The organism is Chryseobacterium culicis (assembly GCF_002979755.1).
Lineage (GTDB): Bacteria > Bacteroidota > Bacteroidia > Flavobacteriales > Weeksellaceae > Chryseobacterium > Chryseobacterium culicis_A.
Window position 1 is genome coordinate 336861 of sequence record NZ_PCPP01000003.1, and the last position, 19224, is coordinate 356084.

The window sequence follows — 19224 nt, forward strand, 5'->3', positions numbered from 1 at the left end:
TATTTTATGCAAAGAATATCCCTACTTCTTTGCCTGTTATTATCATGCAATTTTGTTCAGGCATCAACAGGCAGTTTAGAAGATACTATAGCAAATTCTGCTTCTTGGTTCATTTTACTTGTTTTACCTATAGCAGGAATTTATCTTTTCTGGAAAGTTCACATTTATCCGGAAAAGGTAGCTGAGAAAAAGAACCATCCTCAGCTGAAAGCCATAAAAAGCATGTGCCTCCTTTCCCTTGTTTTTGGAGGCCTTTTATGGCCGATTGCCTTAATCTGGGCCAACTATGATTACGGAAATCAGGACCCCCCAAAAAAAGACATGGAAAACACAGATTTTACTGAAGAAGAACTTAAAACAATCGAAAATTAAAAAAAATGCTGGAATTACTAGTAGCAATATATGCCGGAATATGCTGGCTTCTTATTAAAAAATTAAAGCTAATCCCCTGGACGTTTACCACACAGGTAGTTGTCTATTCATTACCTATCTTCGGATCTATCGCTTTAATATTAAGTTTAAATTATTACTGTCCTATTACCTCTGATGTAAAAGTAGGAAACAGAAGTGTGGACATTACCACTCAGGTTTTGGGAAAGGTAAAAAAAGTATATGTAAGCACCAATCAGGAAGTAAAGAAAGGAGATACTTTATTTGTGCTTGACAGAGAGCCTTATCTACAGGAAATTAAATCACTGGAAGCTAAGTTGAGCAGTATGAAAGCCACTGTACATTCTTACGATGCAGATATTTCAGCATCCAGAAAAAATATTACAGGGTTGCAGTCGCAGCTGGATCTGGCTAACAAAAGAGTAGCTCAATACAAAGAATTAGTGGAAGCCGGAGCAGCCAATAAGTTTGATCTTGAACAGGCGGTAACCAATGTACGTGATCTTCAATCCAGAATCAGTGCTGCACAATCCCAACAGCAGTCTTTGGAAACGAAATCCAATGCTTCTTATGGTGGGGAAAATTCATCTGTTTCTGAGATTCAGGCAAAGCTGGATCAGGCAAAATGGAATCTTTCCCAAACGATTGTTTTGGCTCCTACAGATGGTGTAATTCCCAATGTTCAGCTGAATGAAGGGGCAATTATGGCGCCTTTCAAATCTGCATTTGTTCTGATCCAAAAGCAGCAGTCAGTAGTCGGGTTTTTCGCTCAGAATGAACTGGAAACGGTAAAGAAAGGTGATGAAGTGGAGCTGGCTCTTAAAACAGAACCGGGAAAAGTAGTGAAAGCCAAACTAGAATATGTAATTGATGCTACGAGCCAGGGAATCATGAATAACGCTGGAGGAATGCTCGGCGGAAACGGTTCTACAGCCGGACTTCCTGATACCGCAAGACAACTACCGGAAACCGATGGAAAGCTTATTGCCAAGTTTGTACTGGTAGACAACCAGAAACAACTTACCGTGGGAGCAAGAGGAACAGCCGTGATCTATTCTGATCATATTAAACCACTTCATCTTATCAGAAAAGTAATGGTGCGTATCAACAGTAAAATCAACTTCCTGATTCCTAAACTTCATTAACATGTATAAAAAGTTAATTTTATTGAGTGTACTTGCAGTAAGCTTAAGCTCGTGCATCGGTTATAAAGAAGCAACGCAGGAGAATATAAATGAGCTTAAAGAAAAGAGTGAAATTGCAGCTCATATACAAATTCCTGATGACTGGATTTTTGACAGAAAAGCGAATTCAAAATCAATTTCCTATGACTGGATCAATGATCTTAAGACTCCTCAACTGGAAGCCCTGATTAATGAAGGAATGTTGTATAATGCTGACCTGATTATTGCCCGGGAAAAGCTTAATCAGATTGAACTGGCTATGGAAATTGCCGGAAGTGACCTCTACCCGAGTGTAAGTGCTGTTGCCAATACTTCCAATAATTTGGTCAGCGGCAGCCAGATTCAGCGCCTTGCCTTAAAAGCCAATTGGGAAATTGACCTTTGGGGCAAAAATAAATCTTCACAGATGGCGAGCACCAGCAGTTATTTTTCTGCAAAACATCAGAATACCCTGCTTCATCAATCTATTGCAGGGATGATTGCCAAAGCTTATTTTCTGAATATTGCAGGAAATATTCAGGAAAACAGGATTGAGAGCTATATTCAGAAGTCTAAGGATCTTGAAAAGCTGTATATCATTCAAAAGAAAGTAGGAACAGCAAATGCACTAGACATTTCCAATATCTCTGCAGAAATTATTTCCCTGCAGGGCTATCTTGAAAAGATTAAAAATGCCAATATGCAGTCCAGAAGATCCCTGGAACTGCTCACCGGAAAATATCCGGAAGGAAAGCTGTCTACTCAGAATTTTTTCAGCCCTGTAAAGAATGGTATTCCTGAATCTTTCCCCCTTGAACTTCTGGAGAACAGATCAGATATACAGGCGAATCATTTTCAGATCGAAAAAGCTTTTTACGAAGTACAGGAGGCTAAAGCAGCAAGGCTTCCTTCCATAAGTATAAGTTCCTCTCTGGGTAGTGCCGGAAGTAATGTGGAAGCTATTAATTCTTTATTTTCCAATCCTTTATTAAAAGTGGGTGGAGGATTAGTTTCTCCGCTATTCAATGGTGGAAAGCTTAAAAAGAATGTGGAAATAAAAAACTCTCAGCAGAAACAGGTTGTTGAAGAATATTCAAAAGCGGTTCTGAATGCGTTGAACGAAGTGGAATCTTCTTTAGCCAATCTCCGTTCTATTGAAAAGCAGATGAATTATACTACTAATGCTGTCAATGAACTGAAAAACAACATTAATCTCACTGAGAAACAAATAAAGGTAGGTACCAACAACAGTTTTGTACTGATCCGTAAACAAAGAGACCTTTTGAAAAATGAAATGAACCTCATCAATCTGGAACTTCAGTACAGAATAGAGCGTATAAATCTTTATATGGCTTTAGGTGCGGAGAACTTCATTTATTCATAATTTTATACTCGAAAGGACTGCAGATTATTTTCTGCAGTCTTTTTTATAAAGGATTAATGAGGCAATTGATCTCTGAAATATCCATATACCCATGTTCCGGCAACGGCACTCAACAAAGTAACGGATACGGCTAAAGCTCCTGTTCCAATCTGAGCAAAAAGAGGTCCGGGGCAGGCTCCTGTAATTGCCCAGCCAAAACCAAATATCAATCCGCCGTAGATCTGGCCTTTATTAAACTTTTTTGGAGTAAGCGTAATGGGTTCACCGTAGATTGTTTTTATCTTGAATTTTTTAATCAGCATTACCGAAATCATTCCTACCAAAACAGCACTTCCAATAATTCCGTACATATGGAAAGACTGCATACGGAACATTTCCTGTATCCTGAACCAGCTGATGACTTCTGCTTTCACAAAAATAATCCCAAAAATAATCCCTGCGGCAAGGTACTTCAGGTTATGATACCATTGATGAGTAAGGGTGCTTTCGTTCACACATACCACATCCCGATTGTGTCTATCTTTTTCTTTTATCATGATGTAAACTTCTCTTTTAAAATTACAGTTATAGGGAAAGTATGACGGGCAAAATAATATTAGCCATTAAAAAACCACCGATCATAAAACAGATTGTAGCCACCAAAGAAGGCCATTGTAAGTTGGAAAGTCCCATAATAGCATGTCCGCTGGTACATCCTCCCGCATACCTTGTTCCAAATCCTACCAAAAATCCACCTGCAACCATCATGAGAAATCCTTTCAGGGTCAGTAGATTTTCAAAACTCATGAGCTGTACCGGAACCAGATGGCTGTAATCTGTAATTCCATAGCCTGCCAATTCGGCTTTCAGGTCTGGATTAACAGTTATTTCTGCGGGATTGAGTAAAAAATTGGCAGCAATCATCCCTCCGAAGAAGATTCCCAGCACAAAAAATAAATTCCAGGCTTCTTTTTTCCAGTCGTATTTGAAAAAATTCACATTGGCAGGTATACAGGCTGCACAGATATGCCTCAGCGAGGAACTGATTCCAAAGGATTTATTTCCCATAATCAATAAGGCAGGAACGGTAAGTCCAATCAAAGGGCCGGCAATATACCACGGCCAGGGTTCTTTTATAATCTCCAGCATTTTTTATTTTTTAATCTAATGTATTTAAAATTTTAGTCTGACACACAAAATCACTTTTAGGGATAGCGGTAGATACAATCGCTCTAAAGCCACCTTCAATTTCTGAAAAGTTTCTGTATCCTCTTGCATGAAGAATGCTCGCTGCCATCGTACTTCTGTAGCCACTTCCACAGTGCATGTAGAAATGTTCCGACGGCTCTATCTGATGAATCCATTGGTTGATCAATGCCAAAGGTTTGCTGTAAGCTTCATGAATATGTTCTGCATTGTACTCACTTTCTTTTCTTATATCAATTATTTTTGCTTTTTGGGTTTTTATTTCGGTTTCAAACTGCTCTGCAGAAATACGGTTTACAACATCTGTTTCTTTTCCACTCTTTTCCCATGCTTCAAAACCTCCTTCCAAAAACCCTAAAATATGATCAAATCCTACTCTGCTCAAGCGGGTTACAGCTTCTTCCTCTGTTCCTTTTTCAGCAACCAGAAGGATGGGTTGATTTACATTGGTAATCAAAGCGCCCACCCAAGGGGCAAAATCTCCGTTCAATCCTATATTGACAGACTGTGGAATAAAACTTTTGGCAAATTCACCGTTGGGTCTTACATCTAAAATCAAAGCTCCGGAAGCCTCTGCAGTTTCTTCAAATTGTTTCGGAGAAAGAGCATGCAAGCCTTTTGAAAGAACTTCATCGAAGCTGCTGTACCCTTTTTTATTCATCATTACATTCATCCCGAAATATGCTGGCGGAGGTAAAAGTCCGTCAGTCACTTCTTTTATAAAACTCTGCCTGTCCTTTTGGTTCAAAGCATAGTTGGTTCTTTTTTGATTTCCCAATGTATCTACGGTTTCCTTCTGCATATTTTTACCGCATGCTGAACCGGCTCCATGCGCCGGATAGACAGTAATCTCATCCTGTAAAGGCAAAATTTTATTGTATAAACTATCATATAAAAGTCCTGCCAGTTCTTCCTGAGTCATATGAGCACTTTTCTGTGCGAGATCCGGGCGTCCCACATCTCCAAGAAATAAGGTATCACCACTAAAAAGGGCTTTTTCAATTCCATTTTCATCCATCAACAGGTAACAGGAGCTTTCCAACGTGTGTCCCGGGGTATGAAGAACTTTGATTGTAATATTTCCTATTTCAAAGATTTGTTGATCTTCTGCTATTACAGCTTCAAATTCAGGACTCGCTGTCGGTCCATATACAATTGGAGCGCCTGTTTTATGACTTAAATCCAGATGTCCGCTGACAAAATCAGCATGAAAATGAGTTTCAAAGATGTATTTCAGTTGTACTCCATCCTCTTTCAATCTGTTGATATAAGGCTGTGTTTCTCTTAACGGATCAATAATGGCGGCTTCTCCGGCTGAAGTGATATAGTAAGCACCTTGTGCAAGGCATCCTGTATAAATCTGTTCTATTTTCATTGTATTTATTTTTGATTGTGTTACTTGATACAAATCTCCAGCTTTCTTTTTTCCTCTACAGCTACTTTTGTTACATAAGAAAATTAAAGGAAGATTTCTTTCGTAATAATATAAATACCCATCACCAGGATAAACCATCCGAATGCTGGTTTCAGTTTTTCACCCTCTATTTTTTTTGATAATTGTGAGCCGATTACAATTCCGATAATGGCAATAGCAGTGATAGAAACCAATAGTTTCCATTCTATTTTCACATGGTTTACTGAAGAAAAAAAACCGATCAGAGAATTAACAGAAATAATAACTAAAGAAGTTCCTATTGCCGTTTTTATTGGAATTTTTAAAAGATTTACCAATGCCGGAATAATCATAAAGCCACCTCCAGCTCCCACCAATCCGGTTAAAATACCAACTATCGAACCTTGTCCTGCTGCAAGCAAAGCATTATTCTTATGCCTCGTATGATGTAAAGAGTCTTTGGAAGTACTTATTCTTATCATTTTATAAGAAGCAAGAATCATTAACCCGGCAAAAATCAAGAGTAAAAAGGTATTTTTGGTAACGGTGAATTTCTGTATTTGGAATACCTCATCAGGAATTAAAGGAAGTAAATATATTCTGGTCAGAAAAATAGAAATAACAGAAGGAATTCCGAATATCAATGCCATCTTAACATTGACTAATCCTTTTTTTAAATATGAAAAAGATCCCGCCAGACTGCTTATTCCCACAATAAAAAGTGAATACTCTGTTGCCAGAAAAGCTTCGACACCAAAGAGATAAACGAGAACGGGGACGGTGAGAATACTTCCTCCTCCTCCGATTAAGCCTAGAGAAACTCCTATTAAAACGGCTGCTGCATATCCTATAATTTCCATTTTGCTATTCAAATAATTCTAAGGCAAAAATGGGAATGTGAAAGAAAATCTACAGCTACTTTTGTTACATAAGGAGATTTTTCAACACAAATGAACACAAATAGGTTCACAAGGGACACAAAGAAGTTAGAGTAATTTTTCTTCTTTGAGATTGCTTCATCTTTGGTTCGCAATGACTTTGACTGTCCCTTCAAAAATTTTAAATATTTTTCCTCCCCCAGAGCAGGGGAATGTGAGTACCTTTGATTAAATTGAGTATTTACTATGACTGGAGCGGGTTCAAGAGAATAATTTTGTTTCTTCCCAGTTTGAGTTTTCCTTCTTCCTCCAGCTGTTTTAAAAGTCTTGATACCACTACCCTTGCTGTTCCCAGCTCATTGGCAAGTTGCTCATGAGTGGTATGAATGGTTTCAGAGCCTGTAAGCTCAGATTTTTTTTGAAGCAGGCTAAGAAGTCTTTCGTCTACTTTTTTGAAAGCGATGGCATTGATGATATCCAGGAGTTCTTCAAATCTTTTATGATATAATCTGAAAATATAATCCAGCCATTCCGGATGTTCTTTGATGAATAAAGAGACTTTGTCTACGGGTAGGAAAAGGATTTCTGCATCTTCTTCAATTTCAGCTTTTACGATGCTTTTTTCATTGTGCATCCCGCCCAGAAAAGACATGATACAACTTTCTCCGGCTTTGATATAATACAGTAAAATTTCACGTCCGTCTTCTTCTGTTCTGATCACTTTCAGCATTCCTTTCATCACGATAGGAATAGAACGGATGGAAGCATTTTCATCTAAAATAATATCTCCTTCATGATAATTTTTCGTTGTACCATACTGATACAGCTTTTCTACCAACTCCGGTGATGAGGAAAATTCTGAAGAAAGTATGGTGTCGTCCTGCATTTTTTATTCTAATTTACACCAATTTCATCAACAAACAACCATGCTTTGGAATCTGCTCCGGGATTTCCGGCCGGAATAATACCTGCATTTTCAATATTTACTTTCAGGTATTTTGCATTCTGTGCTCCTACATTCACTTTGATTTTTCCGCTGGCATTTTGAATTTCTGATGCCTCTACTTCTTTGATCAGTTTAAAATTCCTGTTATCATCAGAAACAAAAATCTTTGCCGATTTAGCAAGATGAATCCAGCTTCCTTTATTTTCAAGGGTATTGAAATAAACTTCTGAAAAAGGTGTTTTCTGGCCAAAATCAATTGTTGCCACTACATCTTTCCCCTGAAACCCTAGCCATGTTTTACCCAGTTGTTTTACATTTCCGATAATACCATCTACTAAGGTGAAAGCTCCTCCAAAAGAATAATTTTCGCTTGGCTGTTGTTCAAGGGTTATTTTTTTCCCTGTTGTCTTTGAAATGGTAAATGGTTGTACAGACACGGCACTTTTCAGCTGACCCTCTTCAAAATAAGCTGATTTAATGGTTAAAGAATTAGGAATCTGAACTGCATTCTGATACGTTTTAGAATTAATGGAAGGATTTGTTCCGTCCAGTGTATATCTTATTCCGTTTGTGTTTTGTGAGGTTGACAATTCGTAGGCAATTCCAGTATTGGAAGGAATTACTTTTCCGGTGATATTATAAATACTTCTTGCATAGTTTACCTTCATATCATCCAGAACTTTAAACTGGTTGATCACTCTGTTTTCAAACTCTTTATAATCTTTAGGATCTGATGTTCCCCATCCCACTTCAGAAAGTGCCATTAATCTTGGAAAAATCATATACTGTACCTGTTTGAAATCTAAAATATACTCTGTCCACAGATTAGCCTGAACTCCCATGATGTATTTAGCCTGTTCTGCATTCAGTTCGGAAGGGATAGGATTATAAGAATATACTTTTTCTAAAGGAGTAAAACCACCAAAAGCATTAGGCTCAGATTGCGGATCTCCCTGATAATGATCAAAATAGCAATAAGCTCCGGGTGTCATTACAGCAAAATGTTTTGATTTTGCAGCTTCAATACCTCCGTCCACCCCTGTCCAGCTCATTACTGCTGCATTAGGAGCTAATCCACCTTCTAAAATTTCATCCCAGCCAATAATTTTTCGTCCTTTGCTGTTGACATATTTTTCAATCCGATGAATAAAGTAGCTTTGCAAACCATGTTCATCTTTTAAATTATTTTTCTTAATCAATTCCTGGCAGTGTGCACATTCTTTCCATCGTGTTTTCGGGCACTCATCACCTCCAATGTGAATGTATTGGGAAGGGAATAATTTGATTACCTCATCCAAAACGTTTTCCAGAAAAGTAAACGTCTCATCTTTCGGACAAAAAACATCATCAAAAACACCCCATTTTGTAGCAGATTCAAAAGGACCTTTGGTACATGCCAGTTCAGGATATGCTGATAAAGCTGCCAATGCATGCCCTGGCATTTCAATTTCCGGGACCACCGTAATATGTCTGTCCTGAGCGTATTTTACCACTTCTTTTATTTGTTCCTGAGTATAAAAATAAGGTCCGTAAGGTTTTCCGTCAAACGTATTGTCAACATAAGCCCCGATCATGGATTCTTTACGTTTTGAGCCGATCTGAGTAAGCTTTGGATATTTTTTGATTTCAATTCTCCATCCCTGATCATCTGTCAAATGCCAGTGGAACGTGTTCAATTTATACATCGCCAGATAATCAATGTACTGTTTCACTTCATCTACGGTGAAAAAGTGACGACAAACATCCAGGTGCATTCCACGCCAGGCAAATTTTGGCTGGTCTTCAATCTTCATTGCCGGAATTTTCTTACTCTCTTTATATTGTTCGAAAATCTGAACCAGTGTCTGTAGCGCCAGGAAATATCCCTGTTTAGTATAAGATTTTACATGAATTTGGTTGGGAGAAATTTCTATAGAATAATATTCTTTTTTATGTTCAGCATCAGCTGGAGAAGACGCAGGAATTATAGAACTTGTTAAATGAATACCACCACTCTTTTGAGCATATTGAAATTTTAACTGAGGTTCTATCCGTTTTTTGAAATATTCTGTTTCCTCTTTTGGCAGATCACCACTTAATATGAATGTTTCCGGAAGTATAAATTCTCCCTGTAAAAGTTGAACTTTTTGAGGATAAGGGATTAGATTTAATTTATTCTGGGCTAAAATCACGTTTGAAATCAATACAAAAAACACTAAAAAAGTCCGTATCATTGAATGTGGTTAAGGTTTGAGCTAAGATAATTATTTTTCAAAACTCTTTGAGTCTTTTAAAAACAAAATTTACACCTATTGTTTAGAGGATTACGAAACGGATAATTTACCGTTATTAAAACACAATTATAGAAATTATTCTATTATATCTCGTGCATCATGGTTTGTTTTTTGATAAACCTACACCACTTAAAAAAATTAAAAGATTTAAATTTGTAAAAAAATACGATGAAAAAAAACATTTTTCTAGCAGCAGCATTATTATTCTCAATGTCAACACAGGCACAAATTTTTGATATCATAAAATCTGCCGTTAAAGATAAAACAGGAGTAGATCTTAATGTTCCGGTAAAAAATACGGGTACTTCAACTTCTCCTAAGACTACCACTACGGGATCCGGTTCCAACAATTCATCTGTAGGCCTTAGAAACCTTACTTCTACCCAGATTTCTTCAGGATTAAAAGAGGCTTTAAGTATGGGAGTAACAGATGGAGTAAAAAAACTGGCCGTAACGGATGGTTTTTTCAAAAATGAAGCTGTAAAGATTTTAATGCCTGAAAAATTAAGAAAAATCGACACTACTTTACGTTCTATTGGAATGGGAAGTCTTGCTGATGAAGGAGTAAAATTACTGAACAGAGCTGCTGAAGATGCCGTAACTGAAGCTGCACCTATTTTTACAAATGCTATTACTTCCATGACGATTACGGATGCCAAAAATATTTTATTAGGCAGTAATAATGCTGCAACAAGCTACCTTCAGGGAAAAACTCAAACTCAGCTTTTCAATGCTTTTCAGCCTAAGGTAAAAGCTTCTTTAGGAAAAGTAGGAGCTGATACGCTTTGGAAAAATCTGATTTCAAAATACAATACTTTTACAGGGCAGGCTGTAACAACGGATCTTAACGAATATGTTACCACAGAAACCATCAACGGAGTATTTAAAATGGTAGCAGATAAAGAGAGCGGGATCAGAAATACCCCTGCAATGAGAACAACAAGTATTCTGCAGAAGGTATTTGCAGCTCAGGATGGGAAATAAATAAGAAGCTAGATATTAGAGGTTAGAAGTTAGTTTGACATGCTAACCGTTAAGATATTAAAGCTGTTTCATGATGAAACAGCTTTTTTGTTTTTAATTTCTTTTGTCTTGAAACAAAAGAAACAAAAATTCAAGACTGGGAGCTCTTCGCTAAAAATAAATCCTGTTCTCTAAAAATTCTAAACTTGCGCGAAATCATTATCTCTTAATCAGTTCAGAATTGGTCTCGCGCTTCGGACAGGAGAATTTTCTTAACGTTCTCAGAATTTATTTTTTTTAACGCTACGATATCCTATGTCGCTTTTAGGTGTAGCTATAGAAAGATTTATCAAATTTTAAATGATAGTTTCCTATATTGTAAAAAGTTTCGGCCTCACAAAGTGAGGCCGAAACTTTTTATTTATTTTCAGATTAGAATTGCATTTCAGGAATTTCTCCTTCAATGATCAGATCTGCTTCTGTAACTTTGATAATATCTTCTACTGAAACTCCCGGTGCTCTTTCTACCAGTTTAAATCCTGCCGGAGTTACATCCAGAACAGCTAATTCAGTAACCACTTTTTTCACACAGTTTACTCCTGTTAAAGGAAGTGTACATTTTTTAAGGATTTTACTTTCTCCTGCTTTGTTTACGTGCATCATTGCAACGATAATATTTTCTGCAGAAGCTACAAGATCCATTGCTCCTCCCATTCCTTTCACCATTTTTCCAGGAATTTTCCAGTTGGCAATATCTCCGTTTTCTGAAACTTCCATAGCTCCAAGGATGGTAAGGTCTACTTTCTGACCACGAATCATCCCGAAACTAAAGGCTGAATCAAAGAATGAACCTCCTTCCAGAATAGTAATGGTCTGTTTTCCGGCATTGATGATATCCGCATCTTCTTCTCCTTCGAAAGGGAAAGGTCCCATCCCCAAAACTCCATTTTCACTCTGGAATTCTACGGAAATACCTTCCGGAACATAGTTGGCAACCAAAGTAGGAATCCCAATTCCCAGGTTTACATAATAACGATCTTTCAGTTCTTTTGAAATTCTTTTGGCAATTTGTTCTTTTGTAAGCATAATAAAAACTTAGACTGCAATTTAATTATTTTCACTTGAATACAAAAGAGCTTTGTTGTGTTCAATAATTAACACTGTTAGTTAAAATAATATCTGTAATTTTGTTCCATTATTTTTTAATAGAATGAAAATACTTTTTAGATATCTTAAACCTTATCAGTGGCTGATCATGATCTCTTTATTCTTAGCTACTGTTAACCAGGTTTTCTCTTTATTTGCCCCGGCTATTACAGGAAATATCCTTGACCAGCTGGTTACCCATCCTAACTTTTTTGATAAAGAAAAACTATTGCCCAGAAACCTGAATGAGTATTTGTACGGAAGTTCTGTATATCATGGAGCTTTTTACTTTTTAGGATTACTTATCGGAACGGCAATGGTGAGTAGAATTGCCAAAGCTTTCCAGGATTATGTGGTAAGTGTGATTACCCAAAAGTTTGGAGCAAAAATATTTACCGATGGTTTAAAACACTCTATGGCACTTCCTTATCAGGAATTTGAGGATCAGAGAAGTGGTGAAACCCTGTCAATTTTAACGAAAGTAAGAGAAGATACGGTAAAATTCATCACTAATTTCATCAATATTTTCTTTGGAATTCTGGTAAGTATTATTTTCGTTTCCGTGTATGCTATCCGTTTACACTGGTCAATTATGCCGGTTTATATCTGTGGAATTTTCTTTATAGCCATTGTTACCAATTTACTGAGTAAAAGGATAAAGGTTATTCAGAAAAATATTGTTACTGAAACCACAGCTCTTGCCGGAAGTACTACGGAAAGTTTAAGAAATATTGAAATTGTTAAAAGTTTAGGGTTGACTAATCAGGAAGTAATCCGTTTAAACAACAATACTTACAAGATTCTGGGTCTTGAGCTGAGAAAAGTAAAAAGTATCCGTTCTTTAAGTTTTATTCAGGGAACGATGGTCAATTTTCTTCAGCAGATGATTACCCTGACGTTATTGTATCTGATTTTTAAAAACATTGTTACACCGGGTCAGTATCTGTCTCTGATGTTTTATGGTTTCTTTATCTTCGGACCTATGCAGGAAATCGGAAATATTATTATTTCTTATCGTGAGGCAGAAGCGTCTCTTCAAAATTTTGACCGTTTGATGAAAAAAGATGTGGAAGAAAAGCCTCTTCATCCCAAGCAAATTGGTGCTATTGAGGAGCTTGAATTTAAGCATGTTTCTTTCAAACATCAGTCTGCACAATATAAAGCTTTAAATAATATCTCTTTTGATCTCAAAAATGGGGAGACCATTGCTTTTGTAGGGCCAAGCGGCTCCGGAAAAAGTACATTGGTAAAATTACTGGTGGGATTGTACAGACCTCAGGAAGGGAATATTTTGTATAACGGAATCAATGGAAAGGAATTTGATTTTGATGAACTGAGAAATCAGATTGGTTTTGTGACACAGGATACTCAATTATTTGCGGGAACAATCAAGGAAAACCTTCTTTTCGTTAATCCTTCAGCTACTGAAGAGGAACTGGCGATGGCTTTACAGAAATCAAGCTGTACCGCATTGCTGGAAAGAGCAGAAAAAGGAATTGAAACCGTGATTGGTGAAGGAGGCCTGAAGCTGAGTGGCGGTGAAAAACAAAGGATTGCTATTGCCAGAGCCCTTTTAAGAAAACCTCATTTGCTGATTTTTGATGAAGCCACTTCTGCATTGGACAGTATTACTGAAGAAGAAATTACCACTACCATCAAAGACATTTCAAAAGAAAGAGAACAGATTACTGTACTGATCGCCCACCGTTTAAGTACAATCATGCATGCGGATAAAATTTATGTTCTTGAACGCGGACAAGTTGTAGAAACAGGCTCCCACGCCAATCTCATTGCTGAAAAAGGACTTTACTACGCGATGTGGAGACAACAGATCGGAGAAAGAAAAACACTTACTCCTCAAGCATAAAAAAAGCGCTGAAAATATTTTCAGCGCTTTTTTTATTTTTATGATTCGAGCTTATTCTTTAGTTCTCACTGTTCGTTGCTCAATTCTTTTTTCAAATTTTTCTCCCTGGAAAATTCTCTGAATCATGATTCCCGGAATATGAATCTCATTTGGATCTAATTGTCCTGGTTCTACCAGTTCTTCTACTTCAGCAATGGTAATTTTTGCAGCTCCTGCCATCGGATGGTTGAAGTTTCTCGCCGAACCTTTGAAGATAAGGTTTCCGGCATGGTCTCCTTTCCATGCTTTTACGATAGAAAAGTCTGCCTCGTAAGCGTGCTCCAGGATATGAGGTTTTCCTTTGAATTCCTTCACTTCTTTTCCTTCTGCTACTTCAGTTCCATACCCTGCAGGGGTATAAAAAGCTGGAATTCCTGCCTGAGCCGCTCTACATTTTTCAGCCAAAGTTCCCTGGGGAGTAAGCTCTACATCCAATTCACCTGAAAGCATCTGTCTTTCAAATTCAGCATTTTCACCTACGTAAGAAGAGATCATTTTCTTAATCTGTCTTTTGTGAAGCAGTAGTCCTAATCCGAAATCATCTACTCCTGCATTGTTTGAAATACAAGTCAGATCTTTCACATCACTTTCTACCAAAGCATTGATTGAGTTTTCAGGGATCCCGCAAAGTCCGAATCCGCCAAGCATCAGTGTCATTCCATCCTGAATTCCTTCGATGGCCTCCTTTGCATTTTTTACTCTTTTATCTATCATGAAATATTAGATTTTTCTGTTGGCTAAATTTAATAAATTTTCTTGTATATCCGATGAATGGAAACCATCCTGAATTTCGTGCTTTTAGAAATATCTTTTTTTAACATTTAAAACACTTATAACCACAATATTACTATTAAAACCGAACAAGTCTGTTCGGTTTTTACCCTATTTTTCCTCAAATTGATTTATATTTGAAGTCTCAAAGCCGGAAATACAGTATATTTTATTGCTTTTGGATTTAAATTAAACACAATTTCAATGTAAAAATTATTCTATAGTAAATACTTACTACCTCTTTCCGGTATTTCATTTTCTACAGATACCATCACATTAATCATATATAAAATCAAACCTTAAACAAAAACATGAAAAAATTATTTACCTCAGCATTACTGGCATTGGTGCTCAGTGTCAATGTATATGCACAAGAAAAAACTTACTTCGATGAAAACTGGGAAAAAACCACCCAGGAGAACATGGAATATTACCGTGAAACAACTCCTAAAGGAAAATTAACCCTTATCAAAGACTTCTACAAGGACGGAAAACTTCAAATGGAAGGACTTGCTTCTGACACCACTCCCAACAGTGAAATTTTTGATGGAAAAGTAACCTGGTATACTCCTGAAGGAAAAGTAATGACTATAACGACATTTTCTAATGGTAAGCAACTGGGAGTCTCTCAATCTTATGATGAAAAAGGAAGACTTACGGAAGATGTAAATTATAAATCCGACGGTACTTTCGATGGAAAGGCATTCCTTTATAAAGATGTAGAAAGTGAATATTTTTACAACACCATTACTACCTATGAGAATTCAATACCTGCCAAGACCATCGTTTATGATGAAAATATAAAAAGAATTAGGTATGAAAACTATACTACTAAAGACGGCGGAACCGAAACCAAATATTATGACGAAAAAGGAAAGCTTATTGGTACTGCTCCTTCAGGTTCGGGAGAAACCCTGCTGGTAGATTATTATCCAAATCCAATGAGAGTTTCTAAAATTGAAAAATATAAAAGTGATGGGAGCGTAAAGGAAGGTGTTATCTATGCTAAAAATGGAAAACTGCTGCAGGAACAGAAGAACAGTAAAAAAGAGGGTTATAAAACCACTTATGATGAATCAGGTAAAAAAATAGGGCATCTTGTTTATCAGTACGACAAAGAAAATGATACTTTCAAACCTATGGATGGTGAAGATTATCAGTTTAATTATGATTCTACCCAGATTTCGGGTATCGATATTTATAAAAATGGAAGTATCATAATCAGTAAATCTTTCGATGAAGCAGGAAAATTATCCTCGGAAAAAATATTAAAAGATGATATTACACAGGAGATCAAATATTACAGTCCTGATGGAAAACTGAAATCTACATTGACTTATAAAGATGAAATGCCTTATAATGGTACATCCTATGAAGGGCTTACCGAAACACAATATAAGGAAGGAGTTGTAGTGAATACGAGAATATATAATGAAGAGAAAAAGCTGAAATCTGAGAAGAAATTAAATTCCAAGCAAACAGCTTATGATGCCATTATCTATGATAACAAAGGTGTTACTTTATACACTTACAACCAGCCTTTGAATGAAGACGAAGATAATTATTTCTTCACAGCACAAATTGTACAGTATGTAAAAGGAAAACCTACCAACAAATCTTCTATAAAAAAGGGGATCCTTCAAACCGGAAAAATAAAATTAACCACCTTAAACGGGTCTAAAGAACTTGAACGTAATGGAAAATGGGTACTTTTAAAACTTTATGGCACGGATGGAAAACTTATTCAGGAAACCAAAACGTTAGCCGATATACCGGAAGAGTATTCTTCTACTGAAAATCCGGCAATGCTAAGTGAGGATGATCTGTACTATTTTGACTAATCATTATTCATATATTTAACGCAGTTTCAATTTTTTGGAACTGTTTTTTATTTGCCCACAGATGACACTGATTTTCACGAATGATTGTGTATAGATTTTGTGAAAAATTAAATGAAAAAGAGGCTGTCAAAAATGGCAGCCTCTCTATTACAATTGTGTGAATTTACTTTTTATTGAATGATCAGTTTTAAAGTAAACAGTTTTCTTCCGTGTACTTTTACAAAATAAACGCCAGCAGGAAGATTTTCATTCACCAAAGAAAAGCGTTGGTTATTGATATTTTTCGATACATAAAGCAGCTCTCCTGAAGCTGAGACCAATTCAATTTTTTCAATTGGATAGTCACTCTTTATAAAAGTAGGCTGTCCCGGTTTGGTTGGGTTTGGATACAGCACTACATTTTTCTCTGTACTTCTGGTTTCTTCTGTTCCTAAAGTGGGTGAAGCCACCTGGAACTGTACTCTGTTGGAAACCTCTGTATAGGAATCATTGGTAAACATTACCATATAATAGTTTCCTGGAGTTGCAGGCACAGCTGTTCCCTGGATTGTTTTTGTTCCCTGAGTTACTCCATCAAAATAAGTATAAGAAACAAAGTTATCGTCCGGCGTCTGAACACTTTGAGGATAAATTCCTAACCAGTCTTTGATGATTCCCGGAGAATCTGTCCATGAAGCAGTGATATTTTCTCCTAAAGTATACACTGGTTTATTGATCCATAGGTCAGTAACGATGTCTCCTACTTTAAAGAATACCTTCTCCCCGATTCCGTTATATCCGTCTTCAAGTAAATATTGTGCATAATAATATCCTTTCGGAAGTCCTGTAAAATTCAAAGTTCCTGCTGCAGTCGTTACATAGCTCCATTTAATGGCAGCTGTAGTTCCCGGAGTCTGTCCCATTTTATAAATTCCGATCCAGTCTTTCTGTAAATTAGGTCCATTTGTAAAATTGATCACAACTGTTCCTCCTACAGGATAAGTATCAGCAGTAGCCTGAAGCTGCACTTTTGGTCCTACATAGAAATTTTTTCTTGGAGTGATTTCTGTATACCCTCCATTGGCGAAGAATCCTGCAAAATACTGACCTTTATTAGCTAAACCATTGTTGAAAGTAACGGTTCCTGCAGTCTGTCCATTCGTATAGATAAACCCTTGTGAAGTGGTAGAAGCAGGAGTTTGTCCTTTCTTATAGATTCCTACCCAATCCTGCTGGTTACCAGGCCCACCTGTATAAGTAGCTGTGATGGCTTCATTTTGAGCATATTCTGTTTTATTTAAAGTAAAGGTAGGGTTTGAAACTACACTTCCTGTAATTTCGAACTGCTTCACATCACTCCAGTCGCTCCACTCAAGGTTTCTGTCTCTGTAACGTGTTTTTACATAATAGATACCATTTGGAATAGAGTTCGCAGCCAGTGTTACTTTTGTGATATCTACTCCGTCATTGAGATTTTTAGTTTTATCGGGAGTTCCGTTTCCGTCTTTTCCGAACCAGTTTTCAAAATCACGGTAGAACTCTTTTTCAATCACAGAAAAATTCGAAGTTTTACTCAACTGAAACTGTGTTGTATTTAAAAGTTCTCCGTTTGAAGATGAGAATGCACTTCCATTCAATGTCAATGGTAAAGTAGTAGTACCTGTGAAATTGTTTGTAATAGATGGTTTTGCCGGCTTAGGCTGATTCTTATATCTGTGGAAAGAATCCACCAGTACATTATTTTTCTTGTTGTACACTCCTCCGATAGAATAACATTCGATATCTACCTTTCCAGTCGGAATATCTACTTCCACGATCTGGTATGTCCAGTCTGTTAATGTTTTCTGAACATCATCAAAATCCTGCTCATTAGACATTCCCCAATACTGATCCCAGGCTGTTCCCCCTGAAATAATCTGATAATTAGGTGTATTTTTAAGCTGACCTCTGTGATATAAATGATGGTGAGCTCCTACATGCATTAAATATTTATCAGAAGTTACCAGAAGTGGTACTGCATTATCTCTTACCCATGTAGAAATATCTCCCACATATTGCTCAGCCTGATAAGGTCTATGGCTCAAAGAAATAATCCAGTCTACCGTAGAGTCATTATTTGCTGCCGTTAAGATCTGCTGAAGCCATGTCTGCTGAGCTGATCCGGTATGCTCAGAACTCAAACTCACAAACAAAACGTTACCCGCCTGCTGGGCATAATAATTTTCATTTCCTGAGCTTATCCCTTTATAACTAATTTCATCGATATAAAAGTGAGCATAATAAGAGTTCATTCCTAAAGAACCGTACGTCTCATGGTTTCCTACCGTGGTCTGAATAGGAAGGTAAGGTGATAATTTGATATTCTTTTTAAAGTGAACATTTTCATAGTGATCCAATGTCCCTACGTCTACCTGATCACCTACCATAAAAGTAAGCGCAATATTATCAGAAGGATCTGAAGTAGCTCCAAACTTTTCTTTTAATTTCTTATAAGCATTCAAAGTAAGCGTGTCATATCTGGGTTCTGCTTTAATCTGGTTATCTCCCATGATAAGGAAGCGGATTTTTCCATTGGTCGTTACCGCCTGCCCTGGCAAAGGAAGTGTTCTGAAATTGTAAACAGCAGACTCACTGGTTCCTGTTTTTATCTTATAATAATATTTAGTATTCGGCTGAAGATTGGTGATCTTAGCCGTGTGATAATAGTAATTGTTGTTGTATCCCGTATCTGAAAAGATATTGGTAGTTCCTGTTACCGTTACGTTCAGATTTGCCGGAGAATTTCCGTAGATCACTGTTGTTTCATTATTGGAGGCTGTTTTCCAATTGACGATCATAGAATTCGGAGTCGGGTTTTGTAAATAAGGAAACAAAACCTGCCCGAAAGCCATCTGGACCGCGAAACAAAAAAAGAAGAAATAATGTTTCATAATAGCTTTAGTTTTAAAATAACATATAGAATTTCGAATTGTAAATCAAACGTTTAAAAATCCTTGCTCAGATTTT

General features: G+C 36.9%; 15 protein-coding genes. 6 read left to right on the forward strand and 9 right to left on the reverse strand.

Features of this window, described 5'->3' with window-relative positions; genetic code table 11:
• The first annotated feature begins 6 nt into the window (after positions 1-6).
• Genes CQ022_RS18090 through CQ022_RS18100 form a run of 3 tightly spaced genes read left to right on the forward strand, consistent with a single transcriptional unit; the run spans position 7 to position 2937 of the window.
• Complete coding sequence (locus CQ022_RS18090) at positions 7-372, forward strand: DUF3302 domain-containing protein (protein ID WP_105683695.1); 366 nt, start codon at positions 7-9, stop codon at positions 370-372.
• A 5-nt stretch (positions 373-377) separates the two neighbouring features.
• Positions 378-1535, forward strand: a complete 1158-nt coding sequence (locus tag CQ022_RS18095; RefSeq protein ID WP_105683696.1) for an HlyD family secretion protein — start codon at positions 378-380, stop codon at positions 1533-1535.
• A gap of 1 nt (position 1536) precedes the next feature.
• Positions 1537-2937, forward strand: coding sequence for a TolC family protein (locus CQ022_RS18100; protein WP_105683697.1), 1401 nt, complete (start codon positions 1537-1539; stop codon positions 2935-2937).
• A gap of 53 nt (positions 2938-2990) precedes the next feature.
• Here CQ022_RS18100 and CQ022_RS18105 read toward each other — a convergent pair whose 3' ends face one another.
• From CQ022_RS18105 to CQ022_RS18130, 6 genes are all read right to left on the reverse strand, one after another.
• On the reverse strand, positions 2991-3473 hold the full coding sequence (locus CQ022_RS18105) for a DUF6691 family protein (protein WP_105683698.1): 483 nt from the start codon (positions 3471-3473) through the stop codon (positions 2991-2993).
• 28 nt (positions 3474-3501) lie between these two features.
• Positions 3502-4065: a YeeE/YedE family protein gene (locus tag CQ022_RS18110; RefSeq protein ID WP_105683699.1), complete on the reverse strand. Its 564-nt coding sequence runs from the start codon at positions 4063-4065 to the stop codon at positions 3502-3504.
• A 10-nt stretch (positions 4066-4075) separates the two neighbouring features.
• On the reverse strand, positions 4076-5497 hold the full coding sequence (locus CQ022_RS18115; RefSeq protein WP_105683700.1) for an MBL fold metallo-hydrolase: 1422 nt from the start codon (positions 5495-5497) through the stop codon (positions 4076-4078).
• An 83-nt stretch (positions 5498-5580) separates the two neighbouring features.
• Positions 5581-6375 (reverse strand): sulfite exporter TauE/SafE family protein, encoded by a 795-nt coding sequence (locus tag CQ022_RS18120; protein WP_105683701.1) that lies wholly within the window; start codon positions 6373-6375, stop codon positions 5581-5583.
• A gap of 262 nt (positions 6376-6637) precedes the next feature.
• Positions 6638-7279: a Crp/Fnr family transcriptional regulator gene (locus CQ022_RS18125; RefSeq protein WP_105683702.1), complete on the reverse strand. Its 642-nt coding sequence runs from the start codon at positions 7277-7279 to the stop codon at positions 6638-6640.
• A gap of 8 nt (positions 7280-7287) precedes the next feature.
• Positions 7288-9552 (reverse strand): family 20 glycosylhydrolase, encoded by a 2265-nt coding sequence (locus CQ022_RS18130; RefSeq protein ID WP_105683703.1) that lies wholly within the window; start codon positions 9550-9552, stop codon positions 7288-7290.
• 228 nt (positions 9553-9780) lie between these two features.
• On the opposite strand from CQ022_RS18130, the gene CQ022_RS18135 reads away from it, so the two are divergent.
• Entirely contained in the window at positions 9781-10596 is an 816-nt protein-coding gene (locus tag CQ022_RS18135; protein ID WP_105683704.1) for a DUF4197 domain-containing protein, read from the forward strand.
• A gap of 411 nt (positions 10597-11007) precedes the next feature.
• Here the strand turns inward: CQ022_RS18135 and CQ022_RS18140 are convergent, their stop codons facing one another.
• Positions 11008-11661, reverse strand: a complete 654-nt coding sequence (locus tag CQ022_RS18140; protein ID WP_105683705.1) for a CoA transferase subunit B — start codon at positions 11659-11661, stop codon at positions 11008-11010.
• 124 nt (positions 11662-11785) lie between these two features.
• Between CQ022_RS18140 and CQ022_RS18145 the strand changes: the two genes are divergently transcribed.
• On the forward strand, positions 11786-13588 hold the full coding sequence (locus tag CQ022_RS18145; RefSeq protein ID WP_105683706.1) for an ABC transporter ATP-binding protein: 1803 nt from the start codon (positions 11786-11788) through the stop codon (positions 13586-13588).
• 51 nt (positions 13589-13639) lie between these two features.
• Here the strand turns inward: CQ022_RS18145 and CQ022_RS18150 are convergent, their stop codons facing one another.
• The gene (locus tag CQ022_RS18150; protein WP_105683707.1) at positions 13640-14341 is read right to left on the reverse strand and encodes a CoA transferase subunit A; all 702 of its coding nucleotides are present in this window, start codon (positions 14339-14341) and stop codon (positions 13640-13642) included.
• Between the two features lie 368 nt (positions 14342-14709).
• Here CQ022_RS18150 and CQ022_RS18155 point away from each other — a divergent pair, with 368 nt between their 5' ends.
• A complete protein-coding gene (locus tag CQ022_RS18155; RefSeq protein WP_105683708.1) occupies positions 14710-16239 on the forward strand; it encodes a hypothetical protein in 1530 nt (509 codons plus the stop codon).
• Positions 16240-16409: 170 nt separating this feature from the next.
• On the opposite strand, the gene CQ022_RS18160 is transcribed toward CQ022_RS18155, so the two are convergent.
• A complete protein-coding gene (locus CQ022_RS18160) occupies positions 16410-19148 on the reverse strand; it encodes a fibronectin type III domain-containing protein (protein ID WP_105683709.1) in 2739 nt (912 codons plus the stop codon).
• Between the last annotated feature and the right edge of the window lie 76 nt (positions 19149-19224).